Annotated in this window: 17 protein-coding genes; 4 read left to right on the forward strand and 13 right to left on the reverse strand. The window is 72.2% G+C overall.

Annotated elements, in window-relative coordinates; translation table 11 throughout:
• Positions 1-35 precede the first annotated feature (35 nt).
• The 7 genes from ACW9J6_RS16205 to ACW9J6_RS16235 form a co-directional block, all read right to left on the reverse strand.
• Positions 36-1,700 carry an ABC transporter ATP-binding protein gene (locus ACW9J6_RS16205; protein WP_457117513.1) on the reverse strand — a complete coding sequence of 555 codons (1,665 nt, stop codon included), beginning with the start codon at positions 1,698-1,700 and terminating at the stop codon, positions 36-38.
• Positions 1,700-2,554: an ABC transporter permease gene (locus ACW9J6_RS16210; protein WP_457117514.1), complete on the reverse strand. Its 855-nt coding sequence runs from the start codon at positions 2,552-2,554 to the stop codon at positions 1,700-1,702. The genes ACW9J6_RS16205 and ACW9J6_RS16210 overlap by 1 nt, the downstream gene beginning before the upstream one ends.
• The gene (locus ACW9J6_RS16215; RefSeq protein WP_457117515.1) at positions 2,554-3,504 is read right to left on the reverse strand and encodes an ABC transporter permease; all 951 of its coding nucleotides are present in this window, start codon (positions 3,502-3,504) and stop codon (positions 2,554-2,556) included. Before ACW9J6_RS16215 ends, ACW9J6_RS16210 begins: the two co-directional genes overlap by 1 nt.
• A gap of 37 nt (positions 3,505-3,541) precedes the next feature.
• Positions 3,542-5,155, reverse strand: coding sequence for an ABC transporter substrate-binding protein (locus ACW9J6_RS16220; RefSeq protein WP_457117516.1), 1,614 nt, complete (start codon positions 5,153-5,155; stop codon positions 3,542-3,544).
• Between the two features lie 40 nt (positions 5,156-5,195).
• On the reverse strand, positions 5,196-5,909 hold the full coding sequence (locus ACW9J6_RS16225) for an HAD-IA family hydrolase (protein WP_457117517.1): 714 nt from the start codon (positions 5,907-5,909) through the stop codon (positions 5,196-5,198).
• A gap of 196 nt (positions 5,910-6,105) precedes the next feature.
• Positions 6,106-7,482, reverse strand: a complete 1,377-nt coding sequence (locus ACW9J6_RS16230; protein ID WP_457117518.1) for an aminotransferase class III-fold pyridoxal phosphate-dependent enzyme — start codon at positions 7,480-7,482, stop codon at positions 6,106-6,108.
• 15 nt (positions 7,483-7,497) lie between these two features.
• Positions 7,498-8,355 carry a GNAT family N-acetyltransferase gene (locus tag ACW9J6_RS16235; RefSeq protein WP_457117519.1) on the reverse strand — a complete coding sequence of 286 codons (858 nt, stop codon included), beginning with the start codon at positions 8,353-8,355 and terminating at the stop codon, positions 7,498-7,500.
• Between the two features lie 348 nt (positions 8,356-8,703).
• Between ACW9J6_RS16235 and ACW9J6_RS16240 the strand changes: the two genes are divergently transcribed.
• Together ACW9J6_RS16240 and ACW9J6_RS16245 are read left to right on the forward strand one after the other, a co-directional pair.
• A complete protein-coding gene (locus ACW9J6_RS16240; RefSeq protein ID WP_457117520.1) occupies positions 8,704-9,372 on the forward strand; it encodes a haloacid dehalogenase type II in 669 nt (222 codons plus the stop codon).
• Between the two features lie 67 nt (positions 9,373-9,439).
• Positions 9,440-10,717 carry an NAD(P)/FAD-dependent oxidoreductase gene (locus ACW9J6_RS16245; protein WP_457117521.1) on the forward strand — a complete coding sequence of 426 codons (1,278 nt, stop codon included), beginning with the start codon at positions 9,440-9,442 and terminating at the stop codon, positions 10,715-10,717.
• A gap of 178 nt (positions 10,718-10,895) precedes the next feature.
• Here the strand turns inward: ACW9J6_RS16245 and ACW9J6_RS16250 are convergent, their stop codons facing one another.
• The 6 genes from ACW9J6_RS16250 to argE form a co-directional block, all read right to left on the reverse strand.
• Complete coding sequence (locus ACW9J6_RS16250) at positions 10,896-11,198, reverse strand: BrnA antitoxin family protein (protein WP_457117575.1); 303 nt, start codon at positions 11,196-11,198, stop codon at positions 10,896-10,898.
• Complete coding sequence (locus ACW9J6_RS16255) at positions 11,179-11,451, reverse strand: BrnT family toxin (protein WP_457117522.1); 273 nt, start codon at positions 11,449-11,451, stop codon at positions 11,179-11,181. The genes ACW9J6_RS16250 and ACW9J6_RS16255 overlap by 20 nt, the downstream gene beginning before the upstream one ends.
• A gap of 530 nt (positions 11,452-11,981) precedes the next feature.
• Complete coding sequence (locus tag ACW9J6_RS16260) at positions 11,982-13,439, reverse strand: NAD-dependent succinate-semialdehyde dehydrogenase (protein ID WP_457117523.1); 1,458 nt, start codon at positions 13,437-13,439, stop codon at positions 11,982-11,984.
• Positions 13,440-13,538: 99 nt separating this feature from the next.
• Positions 13,539-13,898, reverse strand: coding sequence for a cupin domain-containing protein (locus ACW9J6_RS16265; RefSeq protein WP_457117524.1), 360 nt, complete (start codon positions 13,896-13,898; stop codon positions 13,539-13,541).
• Between the two features lie 28 nt (positions 13,899-13,926).
• Positions 13,927-14,850, reverse strand: a complete 924-nt coding sequence (locus tag ACW9J6_RS16270; RefSeq protein WP_457117525.1) for a 2-hydroxyacid dehydrogenase — start codon at positions 14,848-14,850, stop codon at positions 13,927-13,929.
• 167 nt (positions 14,851-15,017) lie between these two features.
• A complete protein-coding gene (gene argE, locus ACW9J6_RS16275; RefSeq protein WP_457117526.1) occupies positions 15,018-16,142 on the reverse strand; it encodes an acetylornithine deacetylase in 1,125 nt (374 codons plus the stop codon).
• Between the two features lie 175 nt (positions 16,143-16,317).
• On the opposite strand from argE, the gene ACW9J6_RS16280 reads away from it, so the two are divergent.
• Complete coding sequence (locus ACW9J6_RS16280) at positions 16,318-17,259, forward strand: GNAT family N-acetyltransferase (RefSeq protein ID WP_457117527.1); 942 nt, start codon at positions 16,318-16,320, stop codon at positions 17,257-17,259.
• A gap of 120 nt (positions 17,260-17,379) precedes the next feature.
• On the forward strand, positions 17,380-18,276 hold the full coding sequence (locus ACW9J6_RS16285) for a polysaccharide deacetylase family protein (protein WP_457117528.1): 897 nt from the start codon (positions 17,380-17,382) through the stop codon (positions 18,274-18,276).
• The last annotated feature ends 35 nt before the right edge of the window (positions 18,277-18,311 follow it).

Genomic DNA, 18,311 nt, shown 5'->3' on the forward strand with positions numbered 1-18,311 from the left:
ATCGTCCGGAACGGGGCAGGGTCCGCCGCGCGCGATCAGGTCGGGCTCGGCCGCGCGACGGGCCAGCCCGCCGCGAGGGAACGGTCGAGGCCGTCGAGCCAGCCCGGATCGAGCTTCGGCATCGAGGCGTGGAGCAGCCGCGAATAGGCGTGCGTGTCGGCGCGGCCGAAGGCCTCGGGTGCCAGTTCCTCGATCTTCTCGCCCGCATACATCACGGCGATGCGGTCGCAGATCGCGCGCACCATCGCGAGGTCGTGGCTGATGAAGATGTAGGAGAGGCCGAGGTCCCGCTGCAATTCGCCCAGGAGGTCGATGATCGCGGCCGCCACCACGGTGTCGAGGGCCGAGGTGATCTCGTCGCAGATGATCAGGTCCGGCTCCGCGGCAAGCGCGCGGGCGAGGTTGACCCGCTGCTTCTGCCCGCCCGACAATTCACCGGGCAGCCGGTGCTTCAGGGCGCGGGGCATCCGGACCATGTCGAGGAGCTGTTCGACCCGCGCCTCGCGCTCCCGCCCGCGCCGCCCGTGGTAGAAGGTCAGCGGCCGGCCCAGGATGTCGCCGACCGACTGGGCGGGGTTGAGGGCGGTGTCGGCGAGCTGGAACACGATCTGCAGCCGCCGCAGGGACTCGCGGGAGCGGGCGCGCGCGCTCGGCGCCAGCGTCTCGCCGGCGAGGAGGATCCTGCCTGAGGCCGGCGGCAGGATGCCGGCGATGACCCGGGCCAGGGTCGACTTCCCGCAGCCCGACTCGCCGATGATGCCGAGGTTCTGGCCGCGCTCGACCGCGAGGCTGACGGACTTGACCGCCGTGATCACCGGGCGTCCGTCGCGGCCGAGCGGGCCGTAGCCCGCCACCACGTCGGTGACGGCGAGGAGCGGAGGGCCGGCATCGGCCTCCGCCACCCGCGGACCGGCCGCGGGCGCGACCGCGTCGAGGAGCGCGCGGGTGTAGGGATGGGCCGGCGCGGACAGGATCTGCGCGGTGGCGCCGACCTCCTGGACCTCGCCGCCCTTGAGCACCGCGATGCGGTCGGCGATCTGCGCGACTACCGCGAGGTCGTGCGAGACGTAGACGCCCGCCGCCCCGCTGTCCCGCATCACCGCCTTGAAGGCGCGCAGCACCTCGATCTGCGTGGTGACGTCGAGGGCCGTCGTCGGCTCGTCGAAGATCACGAGCTTCGGCCCGCCGATCAGCGCCATCGCGGCGGAGAGGCGCTGGAGCTGCCCGCCCGAGACCTGGTGCGGGTAGCGCGCCCCGATCGTCTCCGGCTCCGGCAGCGCGAGCGCCCGGAACAGCGCGACGGCGCGGGCGCGGGCCTCCGCGGGCGGCATCAGGTCGTGGATGCGGGCGACCTCGGTCACCTGCTCCAGGATGGTCTGGGCCGGGTTGAAGGCCGCCGCCGCGCTCTGGGGCACGTAGGCCGCCACCGTCCCGCGCAGGGCGGCGCGCTCCGCCTCCGGCAGCGCCGCCATGTCGCGGCCGTCGACGAGGACCCGGCCCGCGCTGATCCGGCAGCCGGCCCGGGTGTGTCCCAGCAGGGTCAGGGCGATCGTGGTCTTGCCCGAGCCGCTCTCGCCGATCAGGGCCAGCACCTCGCCCTCGGCCACGTCGAGGTCGACGCCGCGGATGATCTCGACGCGCCGGCCGGAATCGGTGCGCGCCTCCACCCGCAGGCCGCGGATCGCGACGAGGTTCGCCATCACGCGCTCCTGTCCCGGATCCGGCGGGGAAGGTTGTCGATCAGCAGGTTCACGCCGATCGTGAGGCTCGCGATGGCGAGGGACGGCACCAGCACCGCGGGCGCGCCGAAGGGCAGGCCCCCGATATTCTCGCGCACCAGCGCGCCCCAATCCGCGTCCGGGGGCTGCACCCCGATGCCGAGGAAGGACAGGCCGGAGAGCAGCAGCACGACGAACACGAAGCGCAGGCCGAGATCGGCGAGGACCGGGCCGGCGATGTTGGGCAGGATCTCGTGGCGGACGATGTAGGGCGTGCCCTCGCCGCGCACGCGCGCCACGGTGACGAAGTCCATGGTGTTGACGTTGACGGCGAGCGCCCGGGCGAAGCGGTAGGCGCCGGGCGTGTAGATCACCGCGAGCGTGACGATCAGCACCGGGATCGAGGACCCGATCCCGGCCACCACCACGAGGCCGAACAGCTTGCTCGGGATCGCGCTGAGGGCGTCGAGGACGCGGCTGAGCGCGGCGTCGAACCAGCCCCCGATGACGGCGGCACTCATCCCGAGGGTGACGCCGGTCAGGCAGGCTAGCGCCACCGCGGCAAGCGAGATGCCGACCGTGTAGCGGGCGCCCATCAGGAGGCGCGAGAGCATGTCCCGCCCGAGATAGTCGGTGCCGAGCCAGAACTCCCCGGAGATCGGCCCGAAATAGTCGAGGTCCACGATCTCGCCGACCGGGTGGGGCATGATCAGCGGCGCGAACACCGCCACCGCCGCCCAGACCAGCACCACCGCGAGGCCGAGCGCCCCGACCGGGCCGAAGCGGTAGGGGAGCCGGAGCCGCGGCCGCGGGCGGGGGGAGACGGCGTCCAGCATCAGCGCAGCCTCGGATTGGCCAGGATGGCGAGGATGTCGGCGGTGGTGATCAGCAGCAGGTAGCCGAGGCAGAACACCATGGCGCAGGTCTGAATCAGCGGCAGGTCGCGGGTCGAGACCGCGTCGACCATCAGCTTGGCGATGCCCGGATAATTGAAGATCGTCTCGACGATGATCACGCCGCCGAGCAGGTAGGACAGGGACAGGGCAACCGCGTTGACGATCGGCCCGAGGGCGTTCGGCAGGGCGTGGCGCAGCACGATGCGGGTGCGGGAGGCCCCCTTCAGCAGCGCCATCTCGGCGTAGGGCTGGTTCAGCGCCTCGATCACCGCGGCCCGGGTCATCCGGATCATCTGGGCCGAGATCACGAAGCTCAGCGTGATCACCGGCATGGCGAAGACGCGCAGCAGGTCCCCGAGGGAGTGCACCTCGTTGGCGAAGGACAGGGCCGGCAGCCACTTCAGATAGACGGCGAAGATCAGCACCGCCGAGGTCGCGACCAGGAATTCCGGCACCGAGACGACGCCGATGACGAGCGCGGTGACGACCCGGTCGAAGGCCGATCCCCGCAGCACCGCGGTGGCGATGCCGAGCCCGAGGGCCACCGGCACCGAGAACAGGGCCGTGACGGCGGCGAGCTTCAGGGTGTTGAGGAGCCGGCCGCCGATGAGTTGCGCCACCGGCAGGTGGTTGGCGTAGGAGGTGCCGAGATCCCCGGTGACGAGGCCGCCGAGCCAGCGCACGAACCGAAGCAGCGCCGGCTCGTCGAGATGCATGGCGCGGCGCAGGCCCGCCACCGCCTCCGGCGTCGCCGCCTGCCCGAGCAGCACCTCGGCGACGTCCCCGGGGAGCAGTTCGGTGGCGCAGAAGATCGTGAAGGACACGACCATCAGCGTCAGCAGCGCCACTAGGAGGCGCCCGGCCACCAGGGAGGGGATGCGGCTCGTCATCGGCGGCCTCCGGGGGAGGAGAGGCGGGGCGGTCGGCTCAGGCGTCGAGCCAGACGTATTCCGCGAAGGCGTAGCCCATCATGCCCCCGAGCGGGTTCGGCTGCAGCCCCTTCAGCTTCGCCGAGAGGGCGTCGACATTCGAGAGGTAGACCGGGATGGCGGTGCCGGCCTCGTCGGAGATCATCTGCTGCATCTCGCCGTAGATCTGCTTGCGCTTGCCCTCGTCGAGGAGGCCGCGCGCCTCGACCATCATGCGGTCGAAGGTCTCGGACTTGAAGCGGGTTTCGTTCCAGGGCGCGTCGGAGGCGTAGAACAGCGAGAACAGGATGTCGGGCGTCGGGCGCGGATTGACGTTGCCGAAGTGGATCGGGGCCTTGAGCCAGTAGTTCGACCAGTAGCCGTCGGACGGGACCCGCTGCACGTCGAGCTTGAGGCCGATGCCGGCGGCCGCCTGCTGCAGCAGCACCGCCATGTCGATGGAGGAGCCGGCGGCGTCCGAGGCGATGACCGGGATGGTCTGGCCGAGCACGCCCGCCTTGCCGAGCAGGAACTTCGCCTTCTCGGGGTCGTAGGCGCGCGGCTTGACCTCCGGGTTGTGGTAGCGGCTCGACGGCGCCACCGGCTGGTCGTTGGCGATCTCCGCGAGCCCGCGCAGAGCGGATTTCTGGATCTGCTGGCGGTTGAGCAGGAGCTTCATGCCCTCGACGAAGCCCGCCTTGTCGCCGGGCGCCATGTCGAGGCGCATGTTGAAGTCGGTGTAGTTGCCCGTGGTCGTCTTCGACAGGACCACGCCGGGCTGGCTCTCGACGAGGCGGATCGAGCGCGGGTTGATCGCCGCGGCGAGTTGCACGTCGCCGGAGAGGAGCGCGTTGACCCGCGCCGGATCGTCCGGGATCGCGATGAACTCGAAGGAATCGAGGTAGGGGCCGCTCGCCTTCCAGTAGTTCTTGTTCTTGAGGCCGACCGAGCGCGCGCCCGGCTCGAACACCTCGCAGGTGAAGGCGCCGGTGCCGTTGGCCTTGGCGAAATCCGTGGTGCCCTCGGCCAGGATCATGAAGTGGTGGGTGGCGAGGATGGTCGGCAGGTCGGCGTTCGGATGCGCCAGCGTGATCTCGACCGTGCGGTCGTCGGGCGTCGCGAAGCCGGTCATCTGCTTGGCGAGCGCGTTCGCCTTGGAGCCGACCGCGGGGTCGAGGTGGCGCTTGAGGGAGTAGACCACGTCGGAGGCGGTCAGCGTCTTGCCGTTGTGGAAGGTGACGCCCTTGCGCAGCGTCACGGTCCAGACCTTGGCGTCGCTGCTCTCGATGCGCTCGGCGAGCTCCATCTGCACGCTGCCGGCGGCGTCCAGGAAGGTCAGCCGGTTGTAGAAGCTGCAGCAGCGCACGTAGTCGGTGGAGAGCGAGGCCTTGGCCGGGTCGAGGGTGTCGGCGGTCGAGGACGACCAGCCGGCGGCCCGCAGCGAGCCGCCGGAGCGCGGGGACGCCGCGACCGCCGCGCCCGCGCGGCCGAGGATCGCGCTGCCGGCCGACGCGGCGACGCCGCCGAGCATCAGCCCGCGCAGCAGTTCGCGGCGGGAGGCGCCGCGGCGGATCGCTTCCGCGATCCGGGTATCGTCGCGGCGGGTCCAGTGCGAGGCGTAAGAGTCGGTCATCAGGATCCCCTCGGTCGGCGTGGCAGGGCGGTGCGGGCGCTCAGGCTTCGGCGTGCGCGACGGCCTGGGCGAGGCCGGCCATGGAGGTGAAGTGGAAGTCGGGCGTGGTGACCTGCTCCGGCGCGATGGTACCGCCGTATCCATTCTGGGCGTGGCGCCGCTCGATCCAGCAAGTGGCGATGCCGAGCCGCCGCGAGACGCCGATGTCGTGGTACTGGCTCTGGGCGACGTGGAGGATGTCGGCGCGGGCGCCGCCCTCTCCCTCGATGAACGCGAAGACCTGCTCGAAGAAGGCCGGGTCCGGCTTCTCGGTGCCGGTGTCGTCCGCCGTGAAGGCGGCGTGGAACGGGTTGCCGAGCGCCTCCGCGAAATGCGCGAAGGCCCAAGCTCGGGCATTGGTCATGGCGATCAGGCGCGCGCCCTCCGCGAGCCGGCCCAGCGCCGCCGCGCTGTCCGGGAAGGCCTTCCAGGTCTTGGCGGAATCCCGCAGGCGCTCCCCGTATGCCGGGTCGGCCGGCAGGCCCAGCGCCGGGGCGATGGCGAGGTAGACCCGCGCGAGATCGTCCGGGAACAGCCCGGCCTCCGGCGCATAGCGGGCGGCGCGGTAGAGGGACAGGGCCTCCTCGCCGTCGACGTTGGTTCCGGTCTCGGCAGCGATTCCCGTCAGACAGTCCTTGATGCCGCCCTCGAAGTCGATCAGCGTGCCGACGACGTCGAAGGTGAGATAGCGATACGCGTTCAAGGGCTGCGCCACCGATCCGCTCCTTCCGAGGCGCCACCCGGACGGGAGGCCGCTCACCTCTCGTAGCCCTCCGGTGGCCCCGAGATCGTCCGAGTGTCGCAGAGTCCGCAGGCGGAATCCGCTGAAGATCGCGGGCCGGCAGCAGGAAATTGCGCAGCGAATGGGCAGCGCGACATCTGCCCAACGCGGCGGCAATCCGGTCGCGGCCTCAGGCCATCGCCGCGCGGATGTCGGGATCCTCCAGGGTCTGGTCGAGGGTCCGGCGCGTGCGCGCGACGAGCGCGTCGATCTCGGCCTCCGTGCAGCAGAGCGGCGGCGCGTAGCCGAGGACGCCGTTGGCGAAGGCGCGGATCACCAGCCCGTTCTCCCAGGCGCGGTCGAAGATCCGGCGGGCTGGCTCCGCGGCGGCGGGGAGCGGGGTCTTGCGGGCCTTGTCGGTCACCAGCTCGACCGCGGCGAGCAGGCCGCGCCCGCGCACCTCGCCGACGAGCGGGTGATCGGCGAGGCCCCGCAATCCCTCCATCAGCCGCGCCCCCGCCCGGCGGCCGTTCTCCAGGAGGCCGTCCTCGTAGAGGCGCAGCACCTCCAGCCCGACCGCGGCGCTCACCGGATGGGCCGAGTAGGTGTAGCCGTGGCCGACCGTCGCCTCGCCGGCCCCATCCGCGATGACCTGGTAGATCCGGTCCGACAGGAACACCGCGCCCATGGGCACGTAGCCGGAGGTCAGGCCCTTGGCGGTGGTCATCAGGTCCGGGACGATCTCCTCCTCCGCGCAGGCGAAGAGCGGGCCGGTGCGGCCGAACCCGGTGATGACCTCGTCGGCGACGAACAGGATGTCGAGCTCCGCGCAGAGGTCGCGCATCGCCTTCAGCCAGCCGCGCGGCGGCACGATGACCCCGCCCGAGCCCTGGATCGGCTCGGCGTAGAAGGCGGCGACGCGGCCCGGCCCGCCGACCTCGTCGACCTTCGCCCGCAAGGCTGCCAGGGAGGCGGCGATGATGGCGTCCGGATCGGTGCCGACCGGGTTGCGGTAGGGATAGGGCGAGGGGATCTTGTGCTGCCAGGGCAGCGGCAGGCCGAAATGGCCGTGGAAGGCCGGCAGCGCGGTCAGGCCGGCGCCCACCGTCGAGGAGCCGTGATAGCCCTGCTCCAGGGAGAGGAACTGGTCCTTCTCGGGGCGGCCCCGCACCGTCTGGTAGTAGCGGATCAACCGGACCGTGGTGTCGACCGCGTCGGACCCGCCGAGGGTGAAGTAGATGTGGTCGAGGTCGCCCGGGGCCCGCTCGGCGAGCGCCGCGGCGAGGCGGATCGCCGGCTCCGAGCCGAGCCCGAAATAGGCGGTGGCATAGGGCAGTTCGCGCATCTGCCGCGCCGCCGCCTCGACGATGCTGTCGTGGCCGTAGCCGGCATTGACGCACCACAGGCCCGCGAAACCGTCGAGGAGCTGGTGGCCGGTGGCGTCCGTGACGGTCGCGCCCTTGGCGGAGCGCAGCACCCGCACGCCCAATCGCTCGTGGCCCCGATAGGAGGCGACCGGGTGGACGAGGTGGGCGCGGTCGAGTTCGATCAGGGAATTGCTGAGCATCGGGGGGCTCCGGGATTAGCCGAGCGCTTGGCTCGCGAGGGCGAAGGTGCGGGGAGGAGGGGACGGCGGGGCGGTCGCGGCCGAAGCCGGCGGCCTGGCCCCGTCGCGGACCATGACGATGCCGCCGCCCGCGCGGGCGAGGCCGCGCTCCGCGAGCCAGGGCCCGAGGTGGGTGCCGGCCGGCGTGTCGACCCGCAGGAAGACGCCGGGCCGGGCGGCGATGGCGAAAGCGATGAGCGCGCGCGCCTCGTCGGGCCCCGGCGCGACGACGGGCCCGATCACCTCGCCGCGGCCGAAGCGGCGTCGGACCGCGAAGCCCGCAACGGCCCCGGAGCGGCGCAGCACCGCGACCTGCCCCTCGGCGGCGAGGCGGGCGAGGAGCCCCTCCCGCTCCATGCCGCAGGCCGCGCGGTCGAGGACGGCGAGATCGGCGGCCGGAGGAGCCTCCCAGGCGATGCCCTCCGCCGTCCCATCCGTGTCCGCCGCGGCGTGCCCCTGGTGCTGGAGGATCTCGCCGACGGAGCGGAAGCCGAGCTTCTCGTAGAGCGGCAGCCCGTCCCGCGTCGCGACGAGCCGGCAATCGCGGCCCGCGGCGGCGGCCAGCGCCGCCTCCATCAGCCGGCGGCCGAGGCCGCGCCCGCGCATCGCCTCGTCGACGATCACCATGTTGATGGTCGCGGTCCCGCCGAAGGGCGTCATCATGGCTGTGCCGACCACCCGGCCGGCATCGAGAGCGACCTGCCCGACGCTCAGGGACAGGACCAGCGCCCAATCCTCCCGCCGGTGCGGCCAGCCCGCCGCCCGCGAGAGCGCGACGGCCTCGTCGAGATGGCCCGCCGCGAAGGCGCTCAGTTCCGGTTCCGTGCTCCGCATTCCTCGTCGTCCTCGCCGTCGGGCTCTCGGACATCAGGATTAGGCGCGTGGCCGCGGGAGATGGCGCCGAGCGGGGGCGGCGCGCGACATCTTCCGTCGTCCTGCGGGAGGTCCGCCGCATCTTATGCCGGCGCGGGACCGCGCCCGGCCGGCCCGCAACTCCCTGCCGGGCGGCCCCGCCGATACGGAAGAATCTGCTTTCCGCCCGCCCCAATGCGGAGATCCCGCGCGGAGGCCCGGCCTATCATCCTGTGCGAGACGAGGCCCGGGAGAATGCGGGCCCGGATCCTGCCGCCCTGAGCCGGCGCGAGCGCCGCACCCGCGGCGATGCTTCAGCGAGGATGCGAGATGACCGCCTTTCGGCCCAAATACATCACGTTCGACTGCTACGGCACGCTGACCCACTTCCAGATGGCCGAGGCGGCCAAGGGCCTCTACGGCGCCACGCTCGACGCGCCGCGGATGGCCGCCTTCGTCAAGGACTTCGCGGCCTACCGGCTCGACGAGATCCTCGGCGATTGGAAGCCCTACGACGCGGTGATCCACAACGCGGTCGAGCGCACCTGCCGCAAGCACGGCGCCCCGTTCCGCCCGGAGGACGCCCGCGCCATCTACGAGCAGGTGCCGAGCTGGGGGCCGCACCCGGACGTGCCGGCGGGCCTCGCCAAGGTCGCCAAGGAGATCCCGCTCGTCATCCTCTCGAACGCCATGGACGCGCAGATCCCCTCCAACGTCACCAAGCTCGGCGCGCCGTTCCACGCGGTCTACACGGCGCAACAGGCGCAGGCCTACAAGCCCCGCTTCCGTGCCTTCGAGTACATGTTCGACAGGCTGGGCTGCGGCCCCGAGGACGTGCTGCACTGCTCCTCGTCGTTCCGCTACGACCTGATGTCGGCCCACGACCTCGGCATCACGCACAAGGTCTGGGTGAACCGCGGCCACGAGCCGGCGAACCCGTATTACGGCTACGTCGAGATCAAGGACATCTCGGGCCTGCCCTCCGTGGTCGGGCTGTAGCCCCGGTTCCCGCTCCCCGTCGATCGCGGCGCCGTTTCGCCGGCGCCCGCCCGGAAGGCCCCCGCCGATGCGCTTCATCTCCTACTGGCACGACACGGCACCGACCTTCGCGGAGGCCGCGCCCGGCCCGGTCGCGGGCCATTACGACGTCGCCGTGATCGGCGGCGGCTTCACCGGGCTCGCGGCGGCGCGCCAGCTCGCGCGCGCCGGGGCGTCGGTCGTGGTGCTGGAGGGCGCGCGCGTCGGCGCGGGCGCCTCGGGCCGCAACGGCGGCCACCTCAACAACGGCCTCGCCCACAGCTACCTCGCCGCCAAGGCGGAACTCGGCCCCGAGCGGGCGCGGGCCCTCTACCGGGCCTTCGACGACGCCGTCGACACGGTCGAGGCGATCGTCGCCGAGGAGGGCATCGACTGCGCCTTCCGCCGCTCCGGCAAGCTCAAACTCGCCTCGAAGCCCGCGCATCTCGCCGGGATCGCGCGCAACTTCGAGGCCGTCCACGCGGAGGTCGACCCCGACACGGCGCTCCTCTCGGCCGCCGACCTGCGGGGCGAGATCGGCTCGGACGGGTTCCACGGCGCGATGCTGTCGAAGAAGAGCGCCATAATGCATATGGGCCGCTTCGTCGCCGGGCTCGCGCAGGCCGCGGCCCGCCACGGCGCGCGGATCTTCGAGGAGGCGCCGGTCGTCGCGCGGACCCGCGAGGGTGGCCGCCACGGGCTGGAGACGCCGCGCGGCCGGGTGACCGCCCGCGACGTGCTGCTGGCGACGGGCGCCTATACGGGCCAGCCCTTCGGGTATTTCCGCCGCCGCCTCGTGCCGGTCGGCAGCTTCATCATCGCGACCCGGCCGCTCACGGAATCGGAGGTGGCCGCGACGCTGCCGGGCGACCGGACCTGCGTGACCTCGCTCAACATCGGCAACTACTTCCGCCTCGGGCCGGACCGGCGCCTGATCTTCGGTGGCCGGGCGCGTTTCTCGGCGACCTCCGACCAGCGCTCGGACGCCCGCAGCGGCGCGATCCTGCGCGAGAGCCTGGCGCGGATCTTCCCGCATCTCGCGGCGGTCGAGATCGACTATTGCTGGGGCGGCCTCGTCGACATGACGAAAGACCGCTTCCCGCGGGCCGGCATCGCGGACGGCGTCCACTTCGCCATGGGCTATTCGGGTCACGGGGCCCAGATGTCGGTCCATATGGGGGAGGTGATGGCCGACATCCTGCTCGGCCGCGCCGACCGCAACCCCATGGCCGCCGTGGACTGGCCGGCGATCCCGGGCCATCTCGGCAAGCCGTGGTTCCTGCCGGTGGTGGGGGCGTATTACAAGATGCTGGACCGGTTTCAGTAGGGTCCGGGAGCCATCGCTCGATCCGGATCGCATCGGCATCGCGCACCCGAAGCAGAGGGTCGGGCGGGTCCCGGTCGCTCACAGCGGCGCCCGCGCGGCGTGCGCCCTGACCCATGGGCTCTCGGCCGATCAGGCGATGGTCGATCGTTTCCTCCGTGCCGCGACGCAACCGGCCGTATCACCCGCGATCCAACGCCTCGCGCAGGATGGCGTTGATCCGCACTTGCCAGCCCGGGCCACTCGCCCGGAAGCGGTCGATCACGTCGGGGTCGAGGCGCAACGTCACCTGCCGCTTGGGCGCCTCGAGCCGCGGCCGGCCACGGCCGCGCCGCACCAGAGTCGGGCCGACGTACTCATCCGCCGCCGCGAGATCCTCGTCGGTCAGTTCGGGCAGCTCCTCATATTCCTCCGCGGTGATGACGTGAGCGTCGACCTTCGCGAAATCCGTCTCCCCATAGGGATTAGCGGAAGAAGGCGGCATAGCGCGCTTGCTCTCGGTCATTGCACTTCCTCATCGTAAAGACGTGGCGGTCCGCACCGCGCGGCGTCCAGCCGATCATCACCATTCGCCCCGCGAGGTGGCCGATCGTCACGAGGCGCTCCTCGCCGTAGTCGCGCCGCACGTCCTCGAACGTGTGATGCCGCTGCGCGAACACAACCTCGGCCGAGGCGAAGTCGAGCCCCCGGTTCTGGAGGGTCGTTGCGCGCTTCACGGGGTCGAACGTGATCGGCATCAATTTTTTGTAGCTCCAAAAATTGCGCCTGTCGAGCGATTTTTGGAGTGCCGAAAAAGTCCGACAACCACTGCCCTCATCCCGAGGTTGGCTTAATAATGCGATCTTCGGTCGAGCACGACGGCCTGCCGCGACCATGAGGCCCCCATGACCGCAACGGTATAGCATCTCCGGGGGCCTGACCTTGGCGTGCAGGCGCCTTGTTCCGCGCCGCCGCTTCCGCACCGGACCTCCGAAGGCGGCTTGCGAACCCTGACGCCTATCCCCGAGGCTTGCCGTGCGCGACTCCGGGCTTCTTCCGCGCTTGGCGGCCGGCAGCACCCCGGTGCGTCCCGCCGGCCGGCGCGCGCGCGAGGCCGACCGGAGGCGTGTCGACAGTGCGGGTCAGCCGCTCTCCCGCGGCGTTGCGCACCTCCAGGACCGTCCGTTCCCCGCCCCTGGGTCGAATCGAGGTCTTCAGCACTTTCACGCTCAAGCCGAGCGCGCGAAGACCCGAAGCCGAGGTTGCGACAGGCCGCGGACCCGCGCCCTCAGCCCAGCCCACCCACGTGGAAGCTCTTCGTCTCCAGGTACTCCTCGATCCCGCATTGCGCGCCCTCACGCCCGAGTCCGGACAGCTTGACCCCGCCGAAGGGGGCGACCTCGGTCGAGATCAGGCCGGTGTTGAGCCCGACCATGCCGAAGTCCAAAGCCTCGCCGACGCGCCAGGAGCGGGCGAGGTCCCGGGTGTAGAAGTAGGCGGCGAGGCCGAACGGGGTGCCGTTGGCGATCGCGATCGCCTCCTCTTCGGTCTCGAAGCGGAACAGGGGCGCGACGGGGCCGAACGTCTCCTCCTGCGCGAGCTGCATCGCGGTCGTCGCGCCGCCGAGCACCAGGGGCGCCGCGTAGCGCCCACCCTCCGGCAGCGCCACGGGCCGCGACAGGATCGTGGCGCCCTTGGCCAGCGCGTCCGCGACGTGCCGATCGATCTTGGCGAGCGCCGCCGCGTTGATCATCGGCCCGATCTCGACCCCGGCCTCGGTCCCGGGTCCGACCCGCATCGCCGAGACGCGCTCCGCCAGGGCCGCGGCGAAGCGATCGTGGATGCCCGCCTGGACCAGGATGCGGTTGGCGCAGACGCAGGTCTGGCCGCCGTTGCGGAACTTCGAGACGAGCACGCCCTCGACGGCCGCGTCGAGGTCGGCGTCGTCGAAGACGATGAAGGGCGCGTTGCCGCCGAGTTCGAGGCTGAGGCGCTTGATCGTGTCGGCGGCCTGCCGCATCAGCAGCGCCCCGACGCGGGTCGAGCCCGTGAAGGAGAGCTTGCGCACGGCCGGGCTACCGGTGAGTTCGGCTCCGATCCCCTCCGGCCTTCCCGTCACGACGTTCACGACGCCCGCCGGGATGCCGGCCCGCTCGGCGAGCACCGCGAGCGCCAGCGCCGAGTAGGGCGTGAAATCCGAGGGCTTGATCACCACCGTGCAGCCGGCGGCGAGTGCCGGCGCGACTTTGCGGGTGATCATCGCGTTCGGGAAGTTCCAGGGCGTGATGATCCCGCAGACGCCGACCGGCTCCTTCAGGACGAGGATCCGCCGGTCCGGGGTCGGGGAGGGGATGGTCGACCCGCCGATCCGCCGCGCCTCCTCGGCGAACCACTTCACGAAGGAGGCCCCGTAGCGGATCTCGCCCCGGGCCTCGGCGAGGGGCTTGCCCTGCTCGCGGGTGAGGATCAGGGCGAGATCCTCCAGGTTCTCCAGCATCAGGGCGTGCCAGGCTTCAAGCAGGGCGGCCCGCTCGGCATGGGTCCGTCTGCGCCAGGTGGCGAAGGCCGCCTCGGCCGCCGCGATCGCAGCGCGGGTGTCGCTCGCGCCGCAATCGGGCACCGTTCCGATCGCCGCGCCGGTGGCCGGGTCGACGACCGGGAGCGTCCCGCCCTCGTCCGCGTCGCGCCACGCCCCGGCGACGAGCGCCTGCTGGCGCAGAAGCGAGTGGTCGCGCAGGCCCTGCATGGTCGTATCCTTTCCTGACAGGTCGATGAGCCCGCGGATGAGCACGAGCTTGGAGCGGCGGACGCGTCGGGGGCGCGGATCCGGGACCGCGCCGATGCCTCAGGCGTCCGACACCACGACATAGATCTTCCGGACGGTCTCGATCGTTCGCCACACGCCGGTGAAGCCCGGTTTCATCACGAAGCTGTCGCCGGCCCGATAGGTGCGGGTGTCGCCGCCGTCCTCGGCGATCTCCACCACGCCCTGCAGGATGTGGCAGAACTCGAAGCTCGCGCCCTTGATCGAGCGCGTCTCGCCCGGGGTCGCCTCCCAGACGCCGGTGCGCACCGTGCCGCCGCGCGACTCGTCCTGCGCCCAGGTCCTGAAGGAGGGATCGCCGGAGATCAGGCGCTCGGGCGGCGCCTTCGAGTCCCGGGGCGCGCCGGCCGGCGCAGTGTCGATGGTGGTGAGGAGCGACATGGGGAGATCCTCGAGACGACGAGACGGGTCAGTAGCCGCGCGTGCGGTCGACGAGCCCGATCGGATCGAGCCCCGCCTCCAGGCGGCGGATGTTCGCGATCACCGCCCGCGCGGCCGTGACGGGCTGCGTGACGCTGGCGATATGCGGGGTGAGCAGCACCTTGGGATGCGCCCAGAGGGGATGGTCGGAGGGCAGCGGCTCGGGCTCGGTGACGTCGATCACCGCGCCGGAGAGCCGGCCGGCATCGAGGGCAGCGATCAGCGCCGCGGCGTCGAGCTGGCCGCCGCGCCCGGCATGGACGAGGCCCGCGCCCTCCGGCAAGGCCGCGAAGAGATCGGCGCCGAGGAGGCCCCGCGTCTCGGCCGTCAGCGGCAGCAGGCAGACCAGGATGTCGGTCCGGGCGAGGAAGCCGGGCAGCGCCTCCATGCCGTGGTGGCAGGCCGCGCCCGGGATCTCGCGCGGCGAACGGCTCCAGCCGGCGAGCGGGAAGCCGAAGGGCGCCAGGCGCTCCAGCGCGGCCCGGCCGAGCTCGCCGAGGCCGAGCACCCCGACGCGCCGCTCGGCAGCCTGGCGCGCCGGCCGCGCCCGCCACACCCGCCCGGCCTGCTGCGACAGGTAGCCGGGCAGGTCGCGATGGAGCGCGAGCACGCCGAGGGCGACGTATTCCTGCATCATGCGCACGATGCCCTCCTCGACCATCCGCACGACCTTCAGCTGCGGCGGGAGGGCGCTCAGGGGGAACTGGTCGATCCCGGCGCCGATGCAGAACAGCGCCTCGAGGCTGCGGAAGCGCTCCATCGCCTCCGGGGGGGTCCAGGTGATGAGGTAGCGGATCTCGGCCGGGTCGTACCGGTCGTCCGGGGTTACGAAGCGCAAGGTGGGCAGGTCGCGGGCGAAGGCCTCGGCGAAGATCCGGGCGCGTGCCGCGTCGGAGTTGAACAGGAAGGCCATGCGGCGCGCCCCGGTCGGTGAGGATGGCGGGACCATCGCCCGGTGCGGCCGGCAGGAAAGAGTGAAGCTGCGGCGGATCGCGGCAGATCGCGCCGTTGTCGCCCCCGCCCGCGGCGCAATGCGATGTGCCGATCGATCGCGTCACCGAGCCGAAGGCGCGGCTTGGCTCAGGCGCGCAGCCGCTCCGCGAGCCGCCCGATCAGAGCGAGGCAGGCGGCGAGTTCGCCCCTCTCGACATACTCGTTCGGCCGGTGCGCGCGGGCGATGTCGCCGGGGCCGCAGATGATCGCGTCGATGCCGGCCGCCTGGTAGAGGCCCGCCTCGGTGCCGTAGCTCACCGCGGCGAGAGGCTCCTCGCCGGTGAGGTCGCGCAGCAGCGCCGCGAGGGGCGCCCCGGCCGGGAGCGCGAGCGCCGGATAGGCACTCAGGTCTTCCCACAGGGTCTCGACGCCCCGCGCCGCGACGGCCGCGAGGGCGTCCCGCAGGGGCGCGAGCAGCGAATCCGGGGCGACCCCCGCGATCGCCCGCGCCTCGACCTCGATCGTGCAGAGGTCCGGAATGACGTTGAGCGCCTCCCCGCCGCCGATCCGGCCAACCTGCAGCGAGGAAGTGGGCGGGTCAAAGGCCGGGTCGACGGGGCCCCGCGCCAGGGCCTCGGCCTGCCGGACGGCCGCATCGAGCACCGGCGCCATGGCGTGGATGGCGTTGAGACCGAGATCCGGCCGCGAGGAATGCCCGGCGCGACCGCGCACGGTGATCCGCGCGGCCGCCTTGCCCTTGTGGGCCAGGATGGCGCGCAGGCCGCTCGGCTCGCCGACGATGCAGCCCTCGGCAGGGGCGACGAGGCCGGGCAGGGCGGCGATGAGGTGCGGCACGCCGCGGCAGCCGGCCTCCTCGTCGTACGAGAGGGCGAGGTGGAGCGGACGGGCCAGGGTCAGCGCGGCCAGGGACGGGAGCGCCGCGAGCGCGCAGGCGAGAAAGCCCTTCATGTCGCTGGTGCCGCGGCCGTAGAGCCGCTCCCCGTCCGGCCGCAGCGCGAAGGGATCCGACACCCAGCCCGCCTCGCCCGCCGGCACCACGTCCATGTGGGCCGACAGGATGAAGCCCGGAACGTCGGCGGGCCCGAGGGTGACGAGGAGGTTCGTCCGGTCGCCCTCCGGACCGGGCACGGCGGTGACCTGGGCGCCGACGCTCTCCGCGTAGGTGCGGATCCACCCCGCGATCGGCCCGTTCGGCTGCCCGACCACGGACGGGAAGGCGACGAGGCGGGCAAGGATCTCCTCCGGACTCATCGGGTCGTGCATCGTCGCCCCCCCGGAAACGCCGCCGCCGGCGCCGGTCTCGTCAAGCATACGCCCGCCGCGTGGGGCGATGGGCTGGAAACGGGCGGCGATTCGGTGGAAAGTTCTGCGAAAAGCCGCTTCCCCGGCGCTTGAAGCCGCGCGGAAAGGTCCACATTCGGTACGGATGTCAGCGCGCACCAGGGCAGGTGCGGCAGGGGCGGGGCCGCGGGTGGAGCAGACCGACACGCTTCGGATCGAGACCTTCGCACTCACGGCGCTCGACATCGCGTCGGTCGACCTCGCTTCCCTGCACGCCCTCTCCATCGCGGTGCGCTGGCCGCACCGGGCCGAGGATTGGCAGATGCTCCTCGAGACGGGGCGCGGGGTCGCGGCCCAGGACGAGATCGGCCGGATCGTCGGGACGGCGATGTGGTTTCCCTCGTCCGAGGCCTTCGCGACGGTCGGGATGGTCATCACCGCGCCGCGGCTGCAGGCGCAGGGTGCGGGACGCTGGCTGATGGAGCAGGTCTTCGCGGCGACGGGCGACCGCGCGCTCGGCCTCAACGCGACGCGCGCGGCGCACCGGCTCTACCGCTCGCTCGGCTTCGTCGACGAGGCGACGGTCTACCAGTGCAACGGCATCGCGGTGCGTCCGGACGACCACCCGTCGCCGCCCGGCGCCACGCTGCGCGCGGCCGGGGCCGGCGATCGCGACGCGCTGATCGCCCTCGACGCGGCGGCGTTCGGGACTCCGCGCGGCGCGCTGCTGGGACGGCTCCTGGCGGATTCGACGGGGACCGTGCTGCTGCGCGACGGCCGGATCGCCGCCTTCGCGCTCTGCCGGCCCTTCGGGCGGGGCCACGTGATCGGGCCGCTCGTCGCCTCCTGCGACGCGGACGCGATCGCGGTGGCCCGGCCGCAGGTCGCCGCCTTCGCCGGCCGCTTCCTGCGCGTGGACACCCGGGAGAGGTCGGGGGCCTTCGCGGCCTTCGTGCTGGGCTCCGGGATGCCGGTCTACGACACGGTGACGACGATGGCGCGCGGCCGGTCCTGGCTCGCGCGGGCGGGAGGCGCGGCGGGATCGCCTGCGCGGACCTACGCCCTGGCGAGCCAGGCACTCGGCTGAGGCCGGCATCCGCCCCGGCGCCTGGCCGGCGCGGAGGAGCCGCGCGCCACCACGAACACCCGTCCGTCGACGCCGGTGGCGTTGCGGGCTCCGGTGGAGACCACGCAGGAGTCATGTCCCATGTCCGACACCCCGAGCCTTGAGCCCTGGCAATGGAGCGAGCCGCATTGGCGCAAGCTCGTCGATCAGGTGCGGGCGGGCCGCCGCTACCGGCCCGCGTCCTGGACGGGCGGGGCGCGGTGCGCCGTCGCGCTCTCCTTCGACTCGGACCACGAGACCAACGAGCTGCGCGAGGGCGGCAAGTCGATCGGCCGGATGTCCTGGGGCCAGTTCGGCAACCGGGTCGGCGTGCCGCGGGTCGAGGCGCTGCTGGCGCGCCACGACATCAGGGCGACGTTCTACGTCCCGGCGGTCGTGGCGCTGCTCTATCCCGACGAGCAGCGCCGCCTCGTGGCGCAGGGCCACGAGATCGGCATCCACGGCTGGATCCACGAGTTGAACTCGATCCTCCCCGGTGAGGCCGAGCGCGACCTGATGCTGCGCTCGGCGGACGCGCTGGAGACGATCACCGGCGTGCGCCCCGTCGGCCTGCGCACGCCCTCCTGGGATTTCAGCCCCAGCACCCTGGCGATCGAGAAGGAGATGGGCCTCGCCTACGATTCCTCGCTCATGGCCGACGAGGATTGCTACGAGTTGCTGCTGCACGGCGAGCCGACCGGGATCGTGGAGCTGCCGGTGGAGTGGGTGCGCGACGACGCGGTGTACTTCATGATGCACCGCTTCCAGTCGCTGCGGCCCTACACGCCGCCGGGCGACGTGCTGGAGATCTTCCGGCGCGAGTTCGATGCCGCCTACGACGAGGGCGGCCTGTTCCAGCTCACGATGCACCCGCACATCATCGGCTACCGCTCGCGGATCTGGATCCTGGACGAGATCATCCGCCACGCGAAGGCCAAGGGCGACGTCTGGTTCGCCACCCACGCGGAGATCGCCGCCTACGCCAAGGCGAAAGGCTGAGGATCCGGCGCGCCGCTGACCCCCGCCTCGCGGGG

Source organism: Methylobacterium sp. JK268 (assembly GCF_054052225.1).